Origin of the sequence: Moraxella sp. VT-16-12 (genome assembly GCF_002224245.2) — a bacterium.
Taxonomy (GTDB): domain Bacteria; phylum Pseudomonadota; class Gammaproteobacteria; order Pseudomonadales; family Moraxellaceae; genus Moraxella.
Window position 1 is genome coordinate 94,958 of sequence record NZ_NKHK02000008.1, and the last position, 17,256, is coordinate 112,213.

Sequence of the window (17,256 nt, forward strand, 5' to 3'; positions counted from 1 at the left end):
CCTTGTTATGTGTACTAATTCGGCTTGACCGCCACCAACACTCGCACGCTGTCAGGCACCAGTGACAGATGACTAAATGCAGACAGCCCTTGGGTTTTCATGTCGTACAATGCTTTAATCTCATCATCACGAACATTAGGATTGATGGCTTGTAGTCGTTGCAATCTGCCAATCTCTTTGTCCATATATTCGCCAAACTGACTGCTGGCAAGCTGCCCAATATCAGCAAGCTGTCCGCCTGCCAAGCTTTTGGCTCGCTTAGATAGCTCACTGATGAGCGTTTGGCGGGCTTTGATGACTTGGCGGGCTTTGGTTTTGTCAAGGCGTTCTATGAGTGGCAACAGTTTTTCGGTGGTGGCAACGTTTGTCAAATCACTGCCATTTTCAGCAATCAGCACTCTGATGACTTGTTTTGACAAATATGCAGATAAATTAAGATGACTCGGAGCAACAACCTCCACACGAAACTGACTTTCCACCATCAGTGTGCCTTGGGGTATGGCAGATGAGCGAAGCAAAGCAACTTGGGTGTTGCCAAAGGTGCCTGTTTTTATCATCTCAATGATACTGGTGATGAGTGGGTGCTCCAAAGTCATATAAGCAATGTCTTCACGAACCAATGCTTGTTTGCGGTCAAAGGTCAAAGTCATGCCTTCTTCATCAATCGGCAAAGCATCCACACCTGTGCCCTCGCTTTGACTGGCATCAATGGGATGTATCACCCATGAGCCATCTCGTTGCACGCTATAATCCACGCCTGCTGCTTCTAAATAATTTGCTAAAAATACTGGCAAAAGTGGCGTTTTATCAAGCTCATGCATTGCATCACAAATGCGAGTTGCCACGCTGGGGCGACATGAATTATACTCCAACAGACGGTCTCGCCCTTGTTGTAGCTCATCTTCCAACTGTAAACGCAGCGTAGTCGCTTGTGCCACCAAAGTCGCAAACTCATCAGGCGTGCCTTGCCCTTCTAATAGGGGCTTTAACTGGGCAATAAAATGTTCTTGCACCGTTTGGGCGGTGGGGCTGATGTGATTAAAAATGTTTAAAGCATGGTCATACCAATGATACAAGCGTTCTTGGGCGGTGTTCATGATAAATGGCACATGAATGACGATTTGGGCAATTTGCCCAATGCGGTCAAGCCGTCCGATACGTTGCTCCAAGGTGTCAGGGTTGGCAGGCAAATCAAACAACACCAAATCTTGGGCAAACTGAAAATTACGCCCTTCTGAACCAATCTCAGAACATAGCAAAATTTGAGCTCCGTGCGTGTCCGCAAAATACGCCGCCGCTTGGTCTCGCTCCAACAGATTCATCTGCTCGGTAAAAATCGCCGTCTTAATGCCAGCATGCAAACGTAGCACCATCTCCAAACTTTCAATGGTCGCCCCAGAACGAGCAATCAGTAGCACTTTTTTGTGTTTTAGCTCACCTTTTAATAAACCCATCAGCCACGGCACTCTTGGGTCAGTTTCTAGCCATGAACCATCAGGGGAGCTTTCTTCGCCCCACAACTGCTGTCGCAGTTTGCCCTGTGTGTATAGGGTGTTTTGCCAAGCGGTTGGTAGCGGTAAAGGATAAGGGCGTGCCACTCGCCCAAAAAATCCTTGCACGCTATCACGTGTATTGCGAAACAGTACCCGCCCTGTGCCGTGGCGGTCAAGCAGCTCATTAAGCACAAGCTGACGGACACGGTCATCATCATTGATGTTTGCCAACTCATCTGATGTAAAATCAATCAGCCCTGCGATGGCTTGGATTTGTTTTTGGCTCAAAGGTTGATTGTCAATCAGTACTGTTGCCACACTTGCCACATCAGCAAAAGCATCTTGACTGGCTAAAAAATCATCCAAATCATCAAAACGGTGCGGGTCAAGCAGCCTTAGACGGGCAAAATGACTCTCCACCCCAAGCTGTTCAGGCGTGGCGGTCAAAAGTAGCACGCCATCAATCACACTTGCCAGACTCTCCACCAGCTCATATTTATCATTACCGCCCACATCCATGTCCCATGCCAAATGGTGAGCTTCATCTACCACCAACAAATCAAAGTCCGATGCGTAAGCTTGTTCATACAAATCAGCATGGTCAAGCAATAAATCAATACTGGCAATGATGAGCTGTTCTGTGCCAAAGACGTTTTCATTGGGGTTATGTTCTTTGATAGATGCAGTACGCACCAAATCAAAAATGGCAAAATCCAAATTAAACCGCCGTTTTAGCTCAATCAGCCATTGATATTGCAAGCTATCAGGCACCAAAACAAGCACACGTTTTGCCTTAGCAGTGATGAGCTGCTGATGAATAATCAGTCCTGCTTCTATCGTTTTGCCCAGTCCCACTTCATCCGCCAGTAGCACGCGTGGTGCAAGGCGTTTGCCCACTTCATGAGCGATATATAGCTGATGGTCAATGATGTCCACCCTAGCCCCAATCAGCCCACGCAAAGGGTGGCGTGAATGTATGGCGGACAGCATTAACGCATCTTGACGCAGATTATACCATTCGTTGTTTTCAATACGCCCCGCCAAAAGTCGCTCCAAAGGCTTAGCCAGCGTGATGTTCGCCCCAAGTCTGGTCTCCATGAGTGTCTTACCACAAGTTAGGTGGTATTTCATCACATTGGCAATCTCTTCACAATGAGCGACAATAAACTCATTGCCATCTTGGTCAGTAATGGCGTCCCCTACACCAAACACCACACGAGACAGCAAGGCAGATGCTTTGGCATAAACACGAGTTTCATCACTTTGGGGAAACAGGATATGAACAGAACGTTCGTCCATATCAATGACCACCCCCAGCCCCAGACTGCTTTCGGTGTCGGAGAGATAACGCTGACCTATGGCAAATTGATTCATGATTGACCTTTTGTTTATTTTTATATAAACTGTCTATTTTACTAAAAATGAGACCTTTTTACACTTAATTTTTTAAGTCGCCCCACTCTTTATTAAGACCATCACCCCACAAAAATCACCCATTTAATTTTATTGATGATTGTATCCATTATAAACCCCTAAAATACTGCATTAAACACGGTATCATTACCCCAAACCAAGCGATTTATTGTATTTTATTTGTACTTTTTATATAATAAAAGTATAGATAATGTCCGTGCTTTTAAACCAAAGGGGATGATGATGAACAAATTATTAATGTTGATGGTTTTAACAAGCCTGAGCGTGGGCAGTGCTTATGCTGCCGACTGGACGCCTTATTTGTCAGACATTAAGCACAACTGCAACGTAGAAAAAATCCACAACACGCTATTTACCCAAAGTTTTGCCAACAAAAAACTACCCCAAGCCCTACACGCCGACCTTGTCAAACGCACAGGCAAAATCAACCCTGACAGTGCGTCAGGCGAAGTGGTATTACAACTTAAAAACGCCACCGCTTTTGGGCAACCCCTAACCAAAATCAGCTATATGGTAGGAGACAGCCAAGCAGAATGGCATTTTTATTTTGCCAATGATGGTTTTATGAAATTATTGCCTACTTTTTATACAGGCGAAGGCAAACACACCAAACCAGCAGGCACACAGCATTTTTGGCTACTTGAATTTAAATACGCAGATGATGACACTTTTAAGATTGCCCACACTCACAACCGACCTTATAAAGACGCTGGCAAATGGTGGGATGACGAGCTAAACATTACCTCAAGCGATGATGAACATCTCATCAAAGGCTATCAAACCACCAAAACAGGCTTTGTCTTTGGTACAAACTTTGCCAACACCACTTTGAGCTTTAATCCACAAACCAAAACCATCAGTTGTGAAAGTGCTTATCAATAATCACGTTCATCATTTATCACAAGGCAAAAGCCATGAAAAATTTTGTTGCTGATGGTGGTCGCCATCAGCAATGTCGGTCAATAGAGAAAGGTGCTTGCCACGCTCCGTTTTAAGCATCAAGACAGCAAAACATGGTGGCAAACATAATGATGTCTTTCATATTCAAAACACCAGCAAAGACAACTATTTGATAGGCTATCAAACCAACAAACAGGCTATTGCTTGACAACTACTTTGCCAACACCACTTTGACATTTCATTCACAAGCCAAAACCATCGGTTGTGAAAGCTTTGGGGATTGATAAGCTCATCATTAAGCGTTTTTATGCTGATTTGGTGGGTTTTGTTTGACATTGGTGCAAGTGGGAAAATTTACCCAATCAGCACAAACTCTTATCAGCCATCAGTCGTCTTAGTGTTGGCGATTGCCTTGCACAAATTTACCCTTTATCACCGTCTGTGTCTGCCAAATGTATCAGCCATAACACAAAATAACGTTGCGTTTTTTGTGATAATCATTGTATATTAAATACACATCCACCAACCCCAACCAAATCAGGACATCTCATGAAAGCGGTATTTTTAGACCAAGCAACTTTTTCACCCGAAGTCGCCCTATCCACCCCAGATGGGGTCAGCGAATTTGTGCGTTATGACAGCACCCCAAACGACTCTGACACCATCATCGCTCGCACCATTAATGCTGACATCATCATCACCAATAAAGTCATCATCAGCCGTGATGTCATCGCTCGCCTGCCAAAACTTAAACTCATACAGCTTACCGCCACAGGCACAGACAATGTAGATAAAACCGCTTGCGATGAGTTCGGTGTGGCTTTGTATAATGTGGTGGGCTATTCAAAAGACAGCGTGCCTGAACACACTTTCATGCTCATGTTGTCTGCCATGAGAGCAGTTAAAGATTATCACAACAAAGCCACTGACGGCAGATGGCAAGCAAGTGGCAAATTTTGTCTGTTGGATACGCCCATTTTTGATTTGGCAGGCAAAACGCTTGGCATTATTGGGCGTGGGGTCATCGGTCAAAAAGTTGGGCAAATTGCCAGTGCCTTTGGTATGACTGTCTTATATGCCGAACGCCAAGGCAAAGCCCCAAGAGATGGCTACACCGCCTTTGATGACGTACTGGCAAATGCTGACATCATCAGCTTGCATTGCCCGCTTAATGATGACACTCGCCATCTTATCAATACCGACACCATTGCCAAGATGAACCAACGCCCACTCATCATCAATGTCGCTCGTGGAGCGGTGGTGGATACTCATGCGATTACATCTGCCTTAGTAAATGAGCAAATTTTAGGTTATGCCACCGATGTGTTAGAACAAGAGCCCCCTGCCGATGAGCCATTATTTGCCCTAAAAGACCACCCTAGGGTCATCATCACGCCGCATAACGCATGGGGCAGTCTGTCCGCCCAACAGCGTATGTGGGATATTGTCTGCCATCAAGTTGGCAAGTTTATCCAGTCGCATCAGCCCCATCATTAACACAAAAAAAGCATTGGCACACACCAATGCTTTTATCAATTTTAGTCTGTTTAGATGTTTTGGATTTTTTCACGAAGCATGGGCAGATGACGGCGAGAAACTGCCAAAGTCTCACTCATGCCACGAAAACGCACTTGGTACTGACCGCTATCCACGGTTTCCAATAAATCCAAATAATCCAGATTAATCAGTGCATTACGGTGAATGCGAAACATCATGCCTTCAAACTCTTGCTCTAAGTCTTTGAGCGTTTCATCAATCAGCACCATGCCATTTTTATGGCGAACTTTGACATACTTTTGGTCAGCGGTAAAATAATACACATCAGCCAAAGCAATCAGCTCCACACCACGATGCGTACGGGCGGCGATATATTGACGGGGGCGTGCCGTCTTGCCTTCTTTGATGTTTAAAGTGGTTTGCTGGGCGGCGTTAAGACGGCAGGCTTTTTCCAAAGCGACTTTTAGGTCATTTTGATTGACGGGGATAAGCAGATAGTCCACCGCACCTGATTTTAAGGCGGTTAATGTGGAAGTAACGTCATCAAGTCCTGAAAAGATAAGGGCAGGTGGGTTATTAAATTCACGATTTAGCACTTGATAAAAATCATGTACATTTGGGGCGTGAGCACTTAGCAGCACCACATCAGGCTGACGCACTTTAATCTCAGGGATAATCTCGTCCAATCGTTCTAATTGAGCAGTAACTTCATGACCTAGGCTCTCAACAAGACCTGCTAAATGCTTACGCACGGCCAGTTCAGAATCGCAAATGATGACTTGCATATAAAACACCTATAAAAAATAAAAAATTATTTCATGGTTTTAATTCAATGACCCAGTCAGGCAATTTCCCTAAAACTCACATTTAAGAACAACCACCAAAAAGGAAGTATGTTCACCATTTAATAAACGCATTCTGCACTTTTACAAAAGGATAACAGAACACACCATAAAACCGATAAAGTCTATAAAAACTTGGCGTTAATGGATTGATTAATAATTGAGCATTTTAACGCAATGCTACAATCAGAACCAATTTAAAGCCGTTCGGTTACATTTTTATTTTAGACCACCTTACAAAGGGCAACAAACTTCCGATGTGTGGTTATATTTATGTCCATGCAATAACTATACCAATTTTTTTTTAAAAAGCAAATATTTTAAAAAAACTTTACAAACTGATGAAAAAATAGACATTTTTTCTTTGATAATTGGTGGCAAACTGTGGATAACTGGTTGTTTTGGTGGATTTTTTATAAGAAAAAATTCAACTTATCAAAAATATTTTTTGTGTAAAATACAAAAAAACCAACCCATCAGCCCTGATAAATTTCCTGCCAAAAAATGAAATATGCTAAAATATGGCAAACTTTTTTGTGAGAGACACCATGACCAACTTAGCCCAAACCGCCCAAATGTGGGGTGGACGTTTTAGTGAAGCGACTGATGCTTTTGTCGCTGAATTTACCGCTTCGGTAAACTTTGATAAACGCATGGCAAATCAAGACATACAAGGCTCCATCGCTCATGCCACCATGCTCGGGCAATGCGGCATCATCAGCCAAGACGAAAGCCAGCAAATCATAGAAGGTCTCACCCAAATCCAAGGCGAGATAGAGCGTGGTGAGTTCGTCTGGTCGGTGGCCTTAGAAGACGTTCACATGAACATTGAGAGCCGTCTGACCGCACTCATTGGCGATGTTGGTAAAAAGCTACACACAGGACGTAGCCGTAACGACCAAGTGGCAACCGACATTCGTTTGTATCTGCGTGATGAAACTGATAAGATTGTAAGTTTGATTGGCAAACTACAAATCGGACTGTTGGATTTGGCAGAAAAGCACACCCACACCATCATGCCAGGGTTTACCCATCTGCAAACCGCTCAACCTGTGTCGTTTGCTCATCATGTGATGGCATGGTTTGAGATGCTTGTCCGTGATGGTGAGCGATTTGTTGAGACAAGAAAACGCATTAACCAAATGCCCCTAGGCTCGGCGGCTTTGGCAGGTACGACTTATCCGATTGACCGCACAATCACTGCCAAACTTTTGGGCTTTGAAGGCATTTGCCAAAACTCACTTGATGCGGTAAGCGACCGTGATTTTGCTATTGAATTTACTGCCAATGCGTCCATTTTAATGATGCACCTATCTCGCATGAGCGAAGAGCTAATACTGTGGATGTCGGCACAATTTGGCTTTATTCACATTCCTGACCGCTTTTGTACAGGCTCATCCATCATGCCCCAAAAGAAAAATCCTGACGTGCCAGAGTTGGTGCGTGGTAAGGCAGCTCGGGTATTTGGACAGCTCACCACCCTACTGACACTCATGAAAAATCAGCCACTTGCTTATAATAAAGACAACCAAGAAGACAAAGAACCGCTCTTTGACTGTGTGGATACTTTGACAGGCTCACTACTTGCCTTTGCTGATATGCTACCAAACATCACCCCAAATGCGGACAATATGCGTACTGCCACCATGAAAGGCTATGCCACGGCGACTGATTTGGCGGATTATCTGGTCAAAAAAGGTCTGCCGTTTCGTGATGCTCATGAAGTGGTGGGTTCTGCGGTGGCACTGGGCGTGGCAAAAGGCGTGGATTTGAGTGAATTATCGCTTGAAGAATTAAAAGAATTTAGTCCGCTTATCGGCGATGATGTCTTTGAATGCTTGACACTAGAAGGCTCACTCAATGCTCGCAACCATATCGGTGGTACCGCCCCAAATCAAGTGCTATTGGCAATAGAGCGAGGACGGGAAAGACTGGCAAAAATTTAATCATGCTGTTATGATATATTTACCGTCAATGATAGATTATTGGCGGTATTTTTATACCATCAAACCACAAGGACACACCATGAATAATCACTTTGAGCAAGAATGTCAAGCCCTAGCTGAAAAAATCATCAAACAACAAGAAGTCATGAATACCATCTTAACAAAAAATAACAAACTCAACATCATTCCCCATAAAGACTTAGAAGACCTTAAAGACTGTTACCAAAAAAATGATATATTGTTACATAAATTACAAAGCAAAGAATTTGAGATTGCCATTGTGGGATTGGAAAAAGCAGGTAAATCTACATTTGCCAACGCTTTGATAGAAAGTAATATTTTGCCATCTGCCCCTGAACGTTGTACATTCACATCAACTCGCCTAATTCATGGTAATGATGAAGCAAAGGTTACCTTTTATACCGAACATGAATTTAACGACATATTTATCAATTTATTAAAAGAAATTAATTATCCTATCGATAACACAACCAGTTTTCACAACTTATCTGTTTCTCAATTTGAAAGATATTTTGAAAATCTAGAACAAAAAGACAATCAGCTGTACAAAAATCATGTTGGAAAAACTGATGAAGAAATCAAAGACATTTTAAAATATCGCAAGGAGCTGACATTAACAGGAGAAACGAAAGGTTTTAATGGCAATCAACTAGAAGGTGAAGAATTTCAATCTTATATCCGAGGTCAAAAAAGACAGAACGAATCAAGCGGTCTTAGCGAAACGAATACTGCTCGCCCCAGAAGTGTTAAAAAAATAGAAATTGCATCATCTAAATTAAAACAGTTGAGTACCGCCATTATTTATGACGTACCCGGATTTGACTCGCCCACAAAAATCCATATTCGCCAAACCGAAGAACGCTTAAAAAATGCCGATGCCATCATCATGGTAACCAATGTTGGTAGAAATCCGAGTATTGTTGGCACATCACTCAGTGTGATTAACAAAAATACTGATGAAGATGGCATTCATTTGCGAGATAAATTATTTGTCTTTGGTAATCAGCTTGATACCGCTAATAGTGAAGAGCAAGCCCAAGGCAATGAAAAAATTTTAAAAGCTGATGTTGAAAAATACAAAATTGGCACAGCAAGTCGAGTATTTGTTGGCTCTGCTTTAAAATACCTAACAGAGAAAAATATCGCCAAAGATAAGTATCATGAAAACTATGCCATAGATTCAGGCATTGATGCGATTCGAACATCTTTAATTAATTATTATGAAACAGAGCGTTTTGAGGTTTTAAAGCGAAGAATTGACAAGAATCATCAATCATTATTGTCTTTCTTTGAAAAAATTATTAAACACTCAGAAAACACCTTCGCTAACGATAATCCACCATCCAAAGAAAGCGAAAAAAACTTAATCACCAGAGAAGAAAGTAAACGTATAGAAAAATCCATCAAAGAGGAATTAGAAAAATTTAAGTACGAATTAAAGATAGAGATATTTGATAAAAGTTTATTTTCAAAAAAATTTGCAGAAGACATACAATCTGGTGATTTTTTTACAAAAGTTACAGAGTACGATATAGAGAAAGCTGAAATCTCATGTAGCGAAAGTATTACAAACAACTTAGAGATAGAACGCATCAACAACAAACTGCGAGAGAGCCTACATAAAAAATTTTTACAAGATTTTTGTTGGCTTATCAAAAACCTAACCAATGAAAAATCCAAAGAAATAGAAATTCGCTTATTAAGAATTTTTACTAATGCAGTCATGGGTCATCAGGCAAATCATGACACATCTCAAATCGTTGAGACCCAGAGCAAAAAAGTCATTCAAAAAATCACGGGTGATATTGCCCATAATGATGATAGATTTGATTATTTAATAGAACGCTTTTCTCGTAATATTTTTGATATATTAATGGCTTACCCCCTAGGTGGAAACGACAGACTGCAAAAGTTTAATAGCGCCGAACAAGAGTTTAAATATTTAGACAGCTTTTTTAACAAAGGCAATGGCGAGCTAATAAACATTATCTTAACTCAAAATAAATCCCCTTTGGTAGATAGCACTAAAAACTTGGAGAGTGTTGTACATCAACTATATTCAGCAGCTAAATCATTATCGTCATCAAGTGCACGGGCTAAACAAACTACATTGGATTTAGAAAAAATGAAGCACCTTTTCAAAGGCAATGTAGTTTTGGGTGCCATTACAGCAGTAGAAATATTAAAAGATGTAAAAACCAGTAAAACTAAAACTAATGTTTTAAATGAGATTAATCAAGATATTGACAATCTGATTTTGATTTTACAACAAGCGGTTATTCCTGCAATTAATTTGGAGTTGGCATTTTTAAATGGTGTGGATAAACAAATAAAACGTCTTATTAATTCCACACAAGATACTGATAGTGAGCACGCTCGGTTGTTTAACCGCTTTATTGCTAATATCATTCCTGTAACAAAAAAATCAGAAATTGATAATATCAATGAAAGAATTGAGCTGCATCAACTAAGAATAAAACTGCTTGATGATATCAAAAATTTCAAATAGTAATAAGAAAATAAAGCATCTGGTTTTAGATGCTTTATTTATATTGATAAATTAAAGAGACTTTTATTTCAGTCTGCACGTAGCTGGGCTACCCACATCATGATAAGTAAAGATGGCTTCTGTGCCTTTTTGGTGCCATTCGCCACCTTTGCCATAGACACCTGTTTTTGACACATAACGCTCACCAGAACCTGAGACAGCGGCACTCATCAGCGTACCTTGACCATCAACAATCAGCTCAATTTGGTCTTCATTAATGCGGCGGACAACAGGCTCAGCATCATTGTTGCACACAAATTTTTGGGTGGTTTGAGTGTGCTGATGAGTGTGGTTGGGCTGTTGAGTATTTGGCTTGTTTTTGTGGGGCAACTGGGGCAAGCTGTTGCAACCTGCCAATGCTAAGGCAGCCAAACCAGTAATCAAAAGTGCTTTCATCATTTTTCCTTATTAAACAAAAAGGTGCAAATAAACATAATTGCACTGCTATTCTAGAAAAAAGCAAAATGACTTACAAGAGCCAATTACATTTTTACCCAAGATAGTTACAATATCTTGATATTGCTTTATCAGGCATGATGATACCATGTAGCGTTACATTTATAAATTTGATTAAATCATAACGCACTCATACAAAGATTTGTTAAATTTAGGTCATTTTTATGGCGGTGGCATATTTTTCTGACATTTGCTATACTAAACTTTTTAGGAGTGCATGATGGAAATTTTCAACCCCAAAGCCAACCTTGTTTTTTGTCGCAAATACCAAGAAAACCTACCCAAACTTCCCAACCCACCTTTTCCCAATGCCAAAGGGCAAGAAATCCAAGACACTGTCTCAGCAAAAGCATGGGGCGAATGGCTAGAACTACAAACCATGCTCATTAACGAAAAACACCTAAGCATGGTGGACAAAGAAGCCAAAAAATTCATCGCTGAGCAACGTGAACTGTTTTTAGATAATGACGACTATGAACGCCCAGCAGGCTTTAAGCCCAAAAATGACTGATAAGCACAATCAATAAAACTTAAAAAATCGGGCATTTAACCCGATTTTTTTGATTTAACAAGACACCCCAATAATCCACTCTGTGTGATTGTCATCAGATTTATCCAAATCCGTACGGCGTACCAAAGGCTCGGTACAGCCACGTGGCTCAATATAAGCAGTCGCCAATGTTTGGGCAGTATTTAGGTCAATCGCTTGACCATCGTTGGTGCGAACATGAATATAAAAAGGTTGCTCAAGAACAACAACATAGCTGTCTAGCAGATAAGTGGTGCCATGTTGGTTAATTTTGGCATGATAATCTTTAAAGTGCGACATAGGTACGCCATCAACAAAAGCATCAGGTGCTAACTGAGTGGTTTTATGAACGTTTGTTTTTACCAATGCTGATTGAGTGGGTGTGCCAGCATAAGCACTTACAGTTACTGCCAATGCTGTCAGTAAAGCCATCATGTGTTTCATGGTTTCTCCTTATCAAGCCGAATATTTTGGGTCAGCCGCCGCCGTAAATAACACGTCTGTTGATGAGTTAAGTGTTGTTTCAGCAGAATCTTGCACCACACCGATAATAAAACCAATGGCAATCACTTGCATGGCGACATCATTGGGGATATTAAACAAACTACATGCTAGTGGGATAAGCATTAGTGAACCACCTGCCACACCTGATGCCCCACAAGCACTGACTGCTCCCACAATGGCAAGTAGCAACGCTGAACCAAAACTTACTTCAATCCCCAAAGTATGAGCTGCCGCCAAAGTCAGCACATTGATGGTGATGGCAGCCCCTGCCATGTTGATGGTCGCCCCAAGCGGAATGCTCACCGAATAGGTATCTTCATTCAGACCCAATTTACGAGCCAAATTCATATTAACAGGAATATTTGCTGCCGATGAACGTGTAAAAAACGCCGCAATACCAGACTCACGCAAACAAGCAATGACCAAAGGATAAGGGTTTTTACGAGTTTTTAAAAAGACAATGAGCGGATTGGCAACAAGGGCAATAAACAACATACAACCCACCAATACCTGCAAGAGTTCTCGGTAGCTTTTTAACACATCAAAACCTGTTTTTGCCACAGTACTCGCCACCAAACCCAAAATACCAAAAGGAGCAATGGCAATAATCCAACGCACAACATTAGTAATCGCACCTGCCAAATCCATGACCACTTGGCGAGTGGTGTCTGTCGCCCCACGCAAAGCAAAACCAATCAGTATCGCCCATGTCAAAATCCCCATGTAGTTGGCATTCGCCAAAGCATTGATGGGATTGGCAACCAAATTCATCAGCAGGTTGGTCAAAACTTCTTTTAAGGTTTTGGGGGCGGATTGCTCCACCGCCGTTTGAGCGGTCAGTCCCACAATCTCTGTGGGAAACACAAAACTTGCCACCACCGCTGTCAATGCTGCCAAGAAAGTTCCCATCATGTACAAAATCAAAATGGATTTGATGGGCTTTGTTTCGCCCTGCGTGCTTTTGTAGCCTGCAATGGCGGACATCACCAAACAAAATACCAACACAGGAGCAACTGCCTTTAACGCCCCCACAAAAATATCACCCAAAATCCCAAGACTTGCTCCAACAGAAGGCACAAGCCAACCTGTCAGCACCCCCAAAATCAGCCCCAGTATAATCAGTGGCACAACGCCCACACTCAAATAAGTGTCCACAATTTTACGCATAGATTTGCCTTATTTATTCAAAAAAATAATCATTTAAAGCATTAATTTTACAATATTGTTACTATCATTGGGTAATTTTTATCATAATTTTACAAAAAATCTTTTTAATTTGGCGTGTTTGCCATAAAAAACCCACCGAAGTGGGTTTTGTTTTGTGATAATTTGATTTTGGCTTATTTTATCTTGGCACGATATTTAACCACCGCCGTGCCACCCAAACCAACATCTTCAATCGTCCAACGCAGTGCTTTATAATCAGACAAAGGCAGATTTTGTACCTGCCCATTAGCACCCTTTACCCGAATTGGCATACGCACAAAACGATTGCCATCCATACTGGCACTGGCGTGTTGTGGCATGACACCGCCAACAAGTTCCAAGCCATCAGCAATGCTGAGTGTTACGTCCATTTTACGCACTCTATCGCCTGTATTGGTAAATAAACCTTGATATTCCAGCACATCACCTGCTTGTACAGCCGTGCCAAGCGTTACAGGAATAAGCGTTTCTACGCCGTTGTTGCTTTTAACCACAAAGGCATTTACCACCGAAATAAAATCCGCCGAATCATCAGCGGTTTGCGTGCCAAGAGCATTTGTTGTGGCAGTATTTGCAGAGACGTTTAATGTGGGAGCATTGGGTTTGGCGATAGGATTGGCAGTATAACTGACTGTATCAGTAGTGGGATTTGGAAGCATGGCATGGGCTGACATACCACAGATTAAGGCAAAAACAGACAAATAACGCATGAGATTTCCTAAAAAATTAATGGTTTATAAACGGTCAAATATCATAGCATGAAAAATTAAAGCTTTCGTTAAGGGTGCGTTTTATTTGTGTTAAGACACATTGTTCAACCCACTCACAAAATCAGGTGCTTTGCCTGATAATCATTTTGTTATCAACGCATCTTAATTATCTTGATTGGGAAATGTGGGTATTTTTGGCAAATTTATAGTAAAATTGAGATTTTTACATCAAAGCCATGCCATGACCCAAAATCCAATCCATTGGTTTCGCCATTCTTTGCCTTATATCAACACCCACAGGGGCAAAACTTTTGTTATCATGATGGGCAGTGAGACGGTCAATAGCCCCAATTTTACCACCATCACCCAAGACATCGCCTTGCTACACAGTCTAGGCATTCGTTTGGTGTTGGTACATGGGGCAAGGCATGAGATTGATGCCACATTGGCAAATACGTCTATTGCAAGTGGCTTTTATGATGGGGTGCGTATCACATCCGACACTGCCATCACCCATGTGGTCAGTGCTGTGGCAAATGTGCGTACCAATATAGAAAGTCGCTTTTGCGGCGGATTGAGCAACACCCCCTTACATGGCTCAAAAATCACCACCATCAGTGGCAATTTTATCACCGCCAAACCCTTTGGGGTGCGTGATGGCGTGGATTATTTGCTGACAGGTGAAGTTCGCCGTGTGGATAAACACGCCATCAGCCACAACTTATCACAAGGTCATTTGGTCATCATCAGTCCGCTTGGATTTTCATCAACAGGCGAGCTTTATAATCTTGAAGCTTTTGATGTGGCAAAATGTGTCGCCATCGCTTTAAATGCTGATAAACTCATCATTTTTAATCAAGAGCAAGGTGTGTTTGTCAAAGGCAAACTCATCAAAGAGATGACCGTCAGCCAAGCCATGAGCCACCGCACAATCCACCCTGCCTTACCGAATGCCATCAGTGCTTGTCAAGCAGGCGTATCTCGGGTGCATTTGCTTAGCCATCATGATGATGGGGCATTATTAAAAGAGCTGTTTACCACAGATGGCTACGGTACGATGATAAGCCAAAACCCTTTTGATGCCATCAGATACGCCACGCCTGATGACGTGATGGGCATCATGTCGCTGATTAAACCCCTAGAAGAGCAAGGCATTTTGGTCGCTCGCAGTCGTGAACGCTTAGAAGAAGAGATTGAGTTTTTTTGTGTGATAGAGCGAGATGGCAAAATACTCGGCTGTGCTGGGCTGTACCCTTTGGATAATGACAGTGCAGAGATAGCCAGCGTTGCCATAGACCCCAATTATAGAGATGGTAACCGTGGGGCAGATTTGCTCAAATTTGTAGAAACATGGTGTTTATCACAAGGTCGCCATCGTTTATTTGCCCTAACCACACGCACTTTGCATTGGTTTTTGGAACGTGGGTTTTGTGAAACCACACCAAACTCCCTCCCCCCCAAACGCCATCAGGCATGGCATAATGGCAGAAATTCCAAAGTGCTACTTAAAAAACTTGGAGACCATCTTGTTTAGCATTTGTTATTTTTCATCAAACCCCAACCCACCAAACAAGCAATCCCTGCCCAAATCAGCCCAAAGCTAAGCAACATACCCACACTAAACACACCACCTAGCACCGTTACTGACAGCAAAAACAACAGTGCAGGCTCAAAATACCCAAGCATACCAAACAGACTGGTTGGCAGCAAGCGGTTGGCTTCTAAATTAAACTGCAACGCCAGCACGCTAATCACCCCAAGCCCCACCGCTTTGGCAAATAACGCCCCACTGCCCAGCACTTGCCCCCATGCCGCATCATTGTTAATCAGCACCAACAAACACACAGGAGCAATGAGCGACACATCAAGCCACAGCCCTGTCAAAGCTCGCACGCCTTGCTTTCGGCGTATCACATAATAAATCGGATAAGTCAAACACACCCAAAAAGTCGCCAAACTCACCTGACCTGTTCGCACAATCTCAAACGCCACACCAAGCCCAGCCAGCCCCACCGCAATCCATTGCAAACGTGCCAAACGCTCACCCATCAATGCCCCCACCATCACCATCACCAGTGGAAACAAAAAATAGCCCATAGATACCGCCACGCCATGCCCATTAATGGGAGCCCACATAAAAAGCCAAAGCTGACTGGCAAAAATCGGTGTTGGTAACAACAGCCAAAACCATGATTTTAGCCCCTTGACGGCTTTTAAATCAGCAATCACTACCCCAAATTTACCACTTATCAACAAAAATAAGCCCAAACAAGCCCACATCATCACCATTCGCCACAAAAACACGTCCGTGCCTGATAATGGTGTCAGCCACTTGCCATAAGCGTATAGCACCCCAAACAGCACATTGGATAATAACGCCAGCACAATCCCTGTGGTGAGTGTGTTTTTGGTGGGGTGGATTTTTGGAGTAATTGTGGCGTGGCTTGTGCTAGACGTATCGCTTTGCCCCAAAGTTTGGGGGGCTTGTGTGGTGTTTTGATAAATATTGGTCATGATGGCTCTGGGTATGTGATGGCAAATACAAAAATTGCTTTGGCAGATTTAAACCGTCTGAGTAAATCAAATGAATGCTTATTATAAAAATTTTATTTGTGATATTTTTAAAATTTTTGGCAAATTTATGAGAAAATTTTGCAAAAAATAGCTATTTTTGATAAAATTTTGCAAATTTCTCACCCATCATTACCATGACCATAGACGACACTGACAAAGCCATTTTAAACTTACTCCAAGACGATTGCACCTTACCACTAAAAACCATCGCCGAACACACAGGCACGTCAGTTGCCACCACCCAAAGACGCATCAGTCAGCTTTGTCAGCAAAAAATCATTCAAAGACAAGTCGCCATCATTGACCCCACCAAAGTTGGTCATCATTTGACAGTATTGGTATTGGTTAAAATGGCACATTCCAACACGTCCATGCAACATCGTTTTGAAAGGCTGATGAATGGCTCGCCACAGGTGATGAGCTGTTATGAGATTTCTGGGGATTATGATTTTATCTTGATGGTGCACAGTCCATCCATGCAGGACTATCACGCCTTTACCCGCAGTATGCTGACAGGGGAGAATAATGTCGCTCATTTTAACAGTCAGTTTGTGATGAACTTTGTCAAATCTGGCACAAAAATAGAACTTTAATTT

14 protein-coding genes are annotated in these 17,256 nt (G+C 42.2%); 7 read left to right on the forward strand and 7 right to left on the reverse strand.

Annotation, left to right across the window (positions count from 1 at the left end):
• Window positions 1-14: 14 nt before the first annotated feature.
• The gene (gene rapA, locus CEW93_RS08445; protein ID WP_089538520.1) at window positions 15-2,867 is read right to left on the reverse strand and encodes an RNA polymerase-associated protein RapA; all 2,853 of its coding nucleotides are present in this window, start codon (window positions 2,865-2,867) and stop codon (window positions 15-17) included.
• Between the two features lie 282 nt (window positions 2,868-3,149).
• On the opposite strand from rapA, the gene CEW93_RS08450 reads away from it, so the two are divergent.
• Together CEW93_RS08450 and CEW93_RS08455 are read left to right on the forward strand one after the other, a co-directional pair.
• Complete coding sequence (locus tag CEW93_RS08450; RefSeq protein WP_089538521.1) at window positions 3,150-3,809, forward strand: hypothetical protein; 660 nt, start codon at window positions 3,150-3,152, stop codon at window positions 3,807-3,809.
• A gap of 567 nt (window positions 3,810-4,376) precedes the next feature.
• On the forward strand, window positions 4,377-5,324 hold the full coding sequence (locus tag CEW93_RS08455; RefSeq protein WP_089538523.1) for a D-2-hydroxyacid dehydrogenase: 948 nt from the start codon (window positions 4,377-4,379) through the stop codon (window positions 5,322-5,324).
• Between the two features lie 50 nt (window positions 5,325-5,374).
• Here CEW93_RS08455 and CEW93_RS08460 read toward each other — a convergent pair whose 3' ends face one another.
• Complete coding sequence (locus tag CEW93_RS08460) at window positions 5,375-6,109, reverse strand: LytTR family DNA-binding domain-containing protein (RefSeq protein WP_089538524.1); 735 nt, start codon at window positions 6,107-6,109, stop codon at window positions 5,375-5,377.
• A 632-nt stretch (window positions 6,110-6,741) separates the two neighbouring features.
• On the opposite strand from CEW93_RS08460, the gene argH reads away from it, so the two are divergent.
• The gene (gene argH, locus CEW93_RS08470; protein ID WP_186727946.1) at window positions 6,742-8,112 is read left to right on the forward strand and encodes an argininosuccinate lyase; all 1,371 of its coding nucleotides are present in this window, start codon (window positions 6,742-6,744) and stop codon (window positions 8,110-8,112) included.
• 79 nt (window positions 8,113-8,191) lie between these two features.
• Window positions 8,192-10,642 (forward strand): dynamin family protein, encoded by a 2,451-nt coding sequence (locus CEW93_RS08475; RefSeq protein WP_186727943.1) that lies wholly within the window; start codon window positions 8,192-8,194, stop codon window positions 10,640-10,642.
• Window positions 10,643-10,705: 63 nt separating this feature from the next.
• On the opposite strand, the gene CEW93_RS08480 is transcribed toward CEW93_RS08475, so the two are convergent.
• Complete coding sequence (locus CEW93_RS08480; RefSeq protein ID WP_186727944.1) at window positions 10,706-11,077, reverse strand: MliC family protein; 372 nt, start codon at window positions 11,075-11,077, stop codon at window positions 10,706-10,708.
• 280 nt (window positions 11,078-11,357) lie between these two features.
• Here CEW93_RS08480 and CEW93_RS08485 point away from each other — a divergent pair, with 280 nt between their 5' ends.
• Window positions 11,358-11,648: an oxidative damage protection protein gene (locus tag CEW93_RS08485; protein ID WP_089538528.1), complete on the forward strand. Its 291-nt coding sequence runs from the start codon at window positions 11,358-11,360 to the stop codon at window positions 11,646-11,648.
• A 54-nt stretch (window positions 11,649-11,702) separates the two neighbouring features.
• Here CEW93_RS08485 and CEW93_RS08490 read toward each other — a convergent pair whose 3' ends face one another.
• From CEW93_RS08490 to CEW93_RS08500, 3 genes are all read right to left on the reverse strand, one after another.
• Window positions 11,703-12,110, reverse strand: a complete 408-nt coding sequence (locus tag CEW93_RS08490; protein ID WP_089538529.1) for a hypothetical protein — start codon at window positions 12,108-12,110, stop codon at window positions 11,703-11,705.
• Between the two features lie 12 nt (window positions 12,111-12,122).
• The gene (gene sstT / locus CEW93_RS08495; protein WP_089538530.1) at window positions 12,123-13,337 is read right to left on the reverse strand and encodes a serine/threonine transporter SstT; all 1,215 of its coding nucleotides are present in this window, start codon (window positions 13,335-13,337) and stop codon (window positions 12,123-12,125) included.
• A 173-nt stretch (window positions 13,338-13,510) separates the two neighbouring features.
• Window positions 13,511-14,086 (reverse strand): hypothetical protein, encoded by a 576-nt coding sequence (locus tag CEW93_RS08500; RefSeq protein ID WP_255504040.1) that lies wholly within the window; start codon window positions 14,084-14,086, stop codon window positions 13,511-13,513.
• A 241-nt stretch (window positions 14,087-14,327) separates the two neighbouring features.
• Between CEW93_RS08500 and argA the strand changes: the two genes are divergently transcribed.
• Window positions 14,328-15,620 (forward strand): amino-acid N-acetyltransferase, encoded by a 1,293-nt coding sequence (gene argA, locus CEW93_RS08505; RefSeq protein WP_089538550.1) that lies wholly within the window; start codon window positions 14,328-14,330, stop codon window positions 15,618-15,620.
• Here argA and rarD read toward each other — a convergent pair.
• Window positions 15,617-16,600, reverse strand: a complete 984-nt coding sequence (gene rarD, locus CEW93_RS08510) for an EamA family transporter RarD (RefSeq protein WP_089538531.1) — start codon at window positions 16,598-16,600, stop codon at window positions 15,617-15,619. The genes argA and rarD overlap by 4 nt on opposite strands.
• Window positions 16,601-16,794: 194 nt before the next feature.
• Between rarD and CEW93_RS08515 the strand changes: the two genes are divergently transcribed.
• Window positions 16,795-17,253 (forward strand): Lrp/AsnC family transcriptional regulator, encoded by a 459-nt coding sequence (locus tag CEW93_RS08515; RefSeq protein WP_255504041.1) that lies wholly within the window; start codon window positions 16,795-16,797, stop codon window positions 17,251-17,253.
• Window positions 17,254-17,256 lie beyond the last annotated feature (3 nt).

Coding starts and splice junctions, on each gene's coding strand:
- rapA (WP_089538520.1), bottom strand. CDS start 2,867: ATGAATCAATTTGCCATAGGTCAGCGTTATCTCTCCGACACCGAAAGC.
- CEW93_RS08450 (WP_089538521.1), top strand. CDS start 3,150: ATGAACAAATTATTAATGTTGATGGTTTTAACAAGCCTGAGCGTGGGC.
- CEW93_RS08455 (WP_089538523.1), top strand. CDS start 4,377: ATGAAAGCGGTATTTTTAGACCAAGCAACTTTTTCACCCGAAGTCGCC.
- CEW93_RS08460 (WP_089538524.1), bottom strand. CDS start 6,109: ATGCAAGTCATCATTTGCGATTCTGAACTGGCCGTGCGTAAGCATTTA.
- argH (WP_186727946.1), top strand. CDS start 6,742: ATGTGGGGTGGACGTTTTAGTGAAGCGACTGATGCTTTTGTCGCTGAA.
- CEW93_RS08475 (WP_186727943.1), top strand. CDS start 8,192: ATGAATAATCACTTTGAGCAAGAATGTCAAGCCCTAGCTGAAAAAATC.
- CEW93_RS08480 (WP_186727944.1), bottom strand. CDS start 11,077: ATGAAAGCACTTTTGATTACTGGTTTGGCTGCCTTAGCATTGGCAGGT.
- CEW93_RS08485 (WP_089538528.1), top strand. CDS start 11,358: ATGGAAATTTTCAACCCCAAAGCCAACCTTGTTTTTTGTCGCAAATAC.
- CEW93_RS08490 (WP_089538529.1), bottom strand. CDS start 12,110: ATGAAACACATGATGGCTTTACTGACAGCATTGGCAGTAACTGTAAGT.
- sstT (WP_089538530.1), bottom strand. CDS start 13,337: ATGCGTAAAATTGTGGACACTTATTTGAGTGTGGGCGTTGTGCCACTG.
- CEW93_RS08500 (WP_255504040.1), bottom strand. CDS start 14,086: ATGCGTTATTTGTCTGTTTTTGCCTTAATCTGTGGTATGTCAGCCCAT.
- argA (WP_089538550.1), top strand. CDS start 14,328: ATGACCCAAAATCCAATCCATTGGTTTCGCCATTCTTTGCCTTATATC.
- rarD (WP_089538531.1), bottom strand. CDS start 16,600: ATGACCAATATTTATCAAAACACCACACAAGCCCCCCAAACTTTGGGG.
- CEW93_RS08515 (WP_255504041.1), top strand. CDS start 16,795: ATGACCATAGACGACACTGACAAAGCCATTTTAAACTTACTCCAAGAC.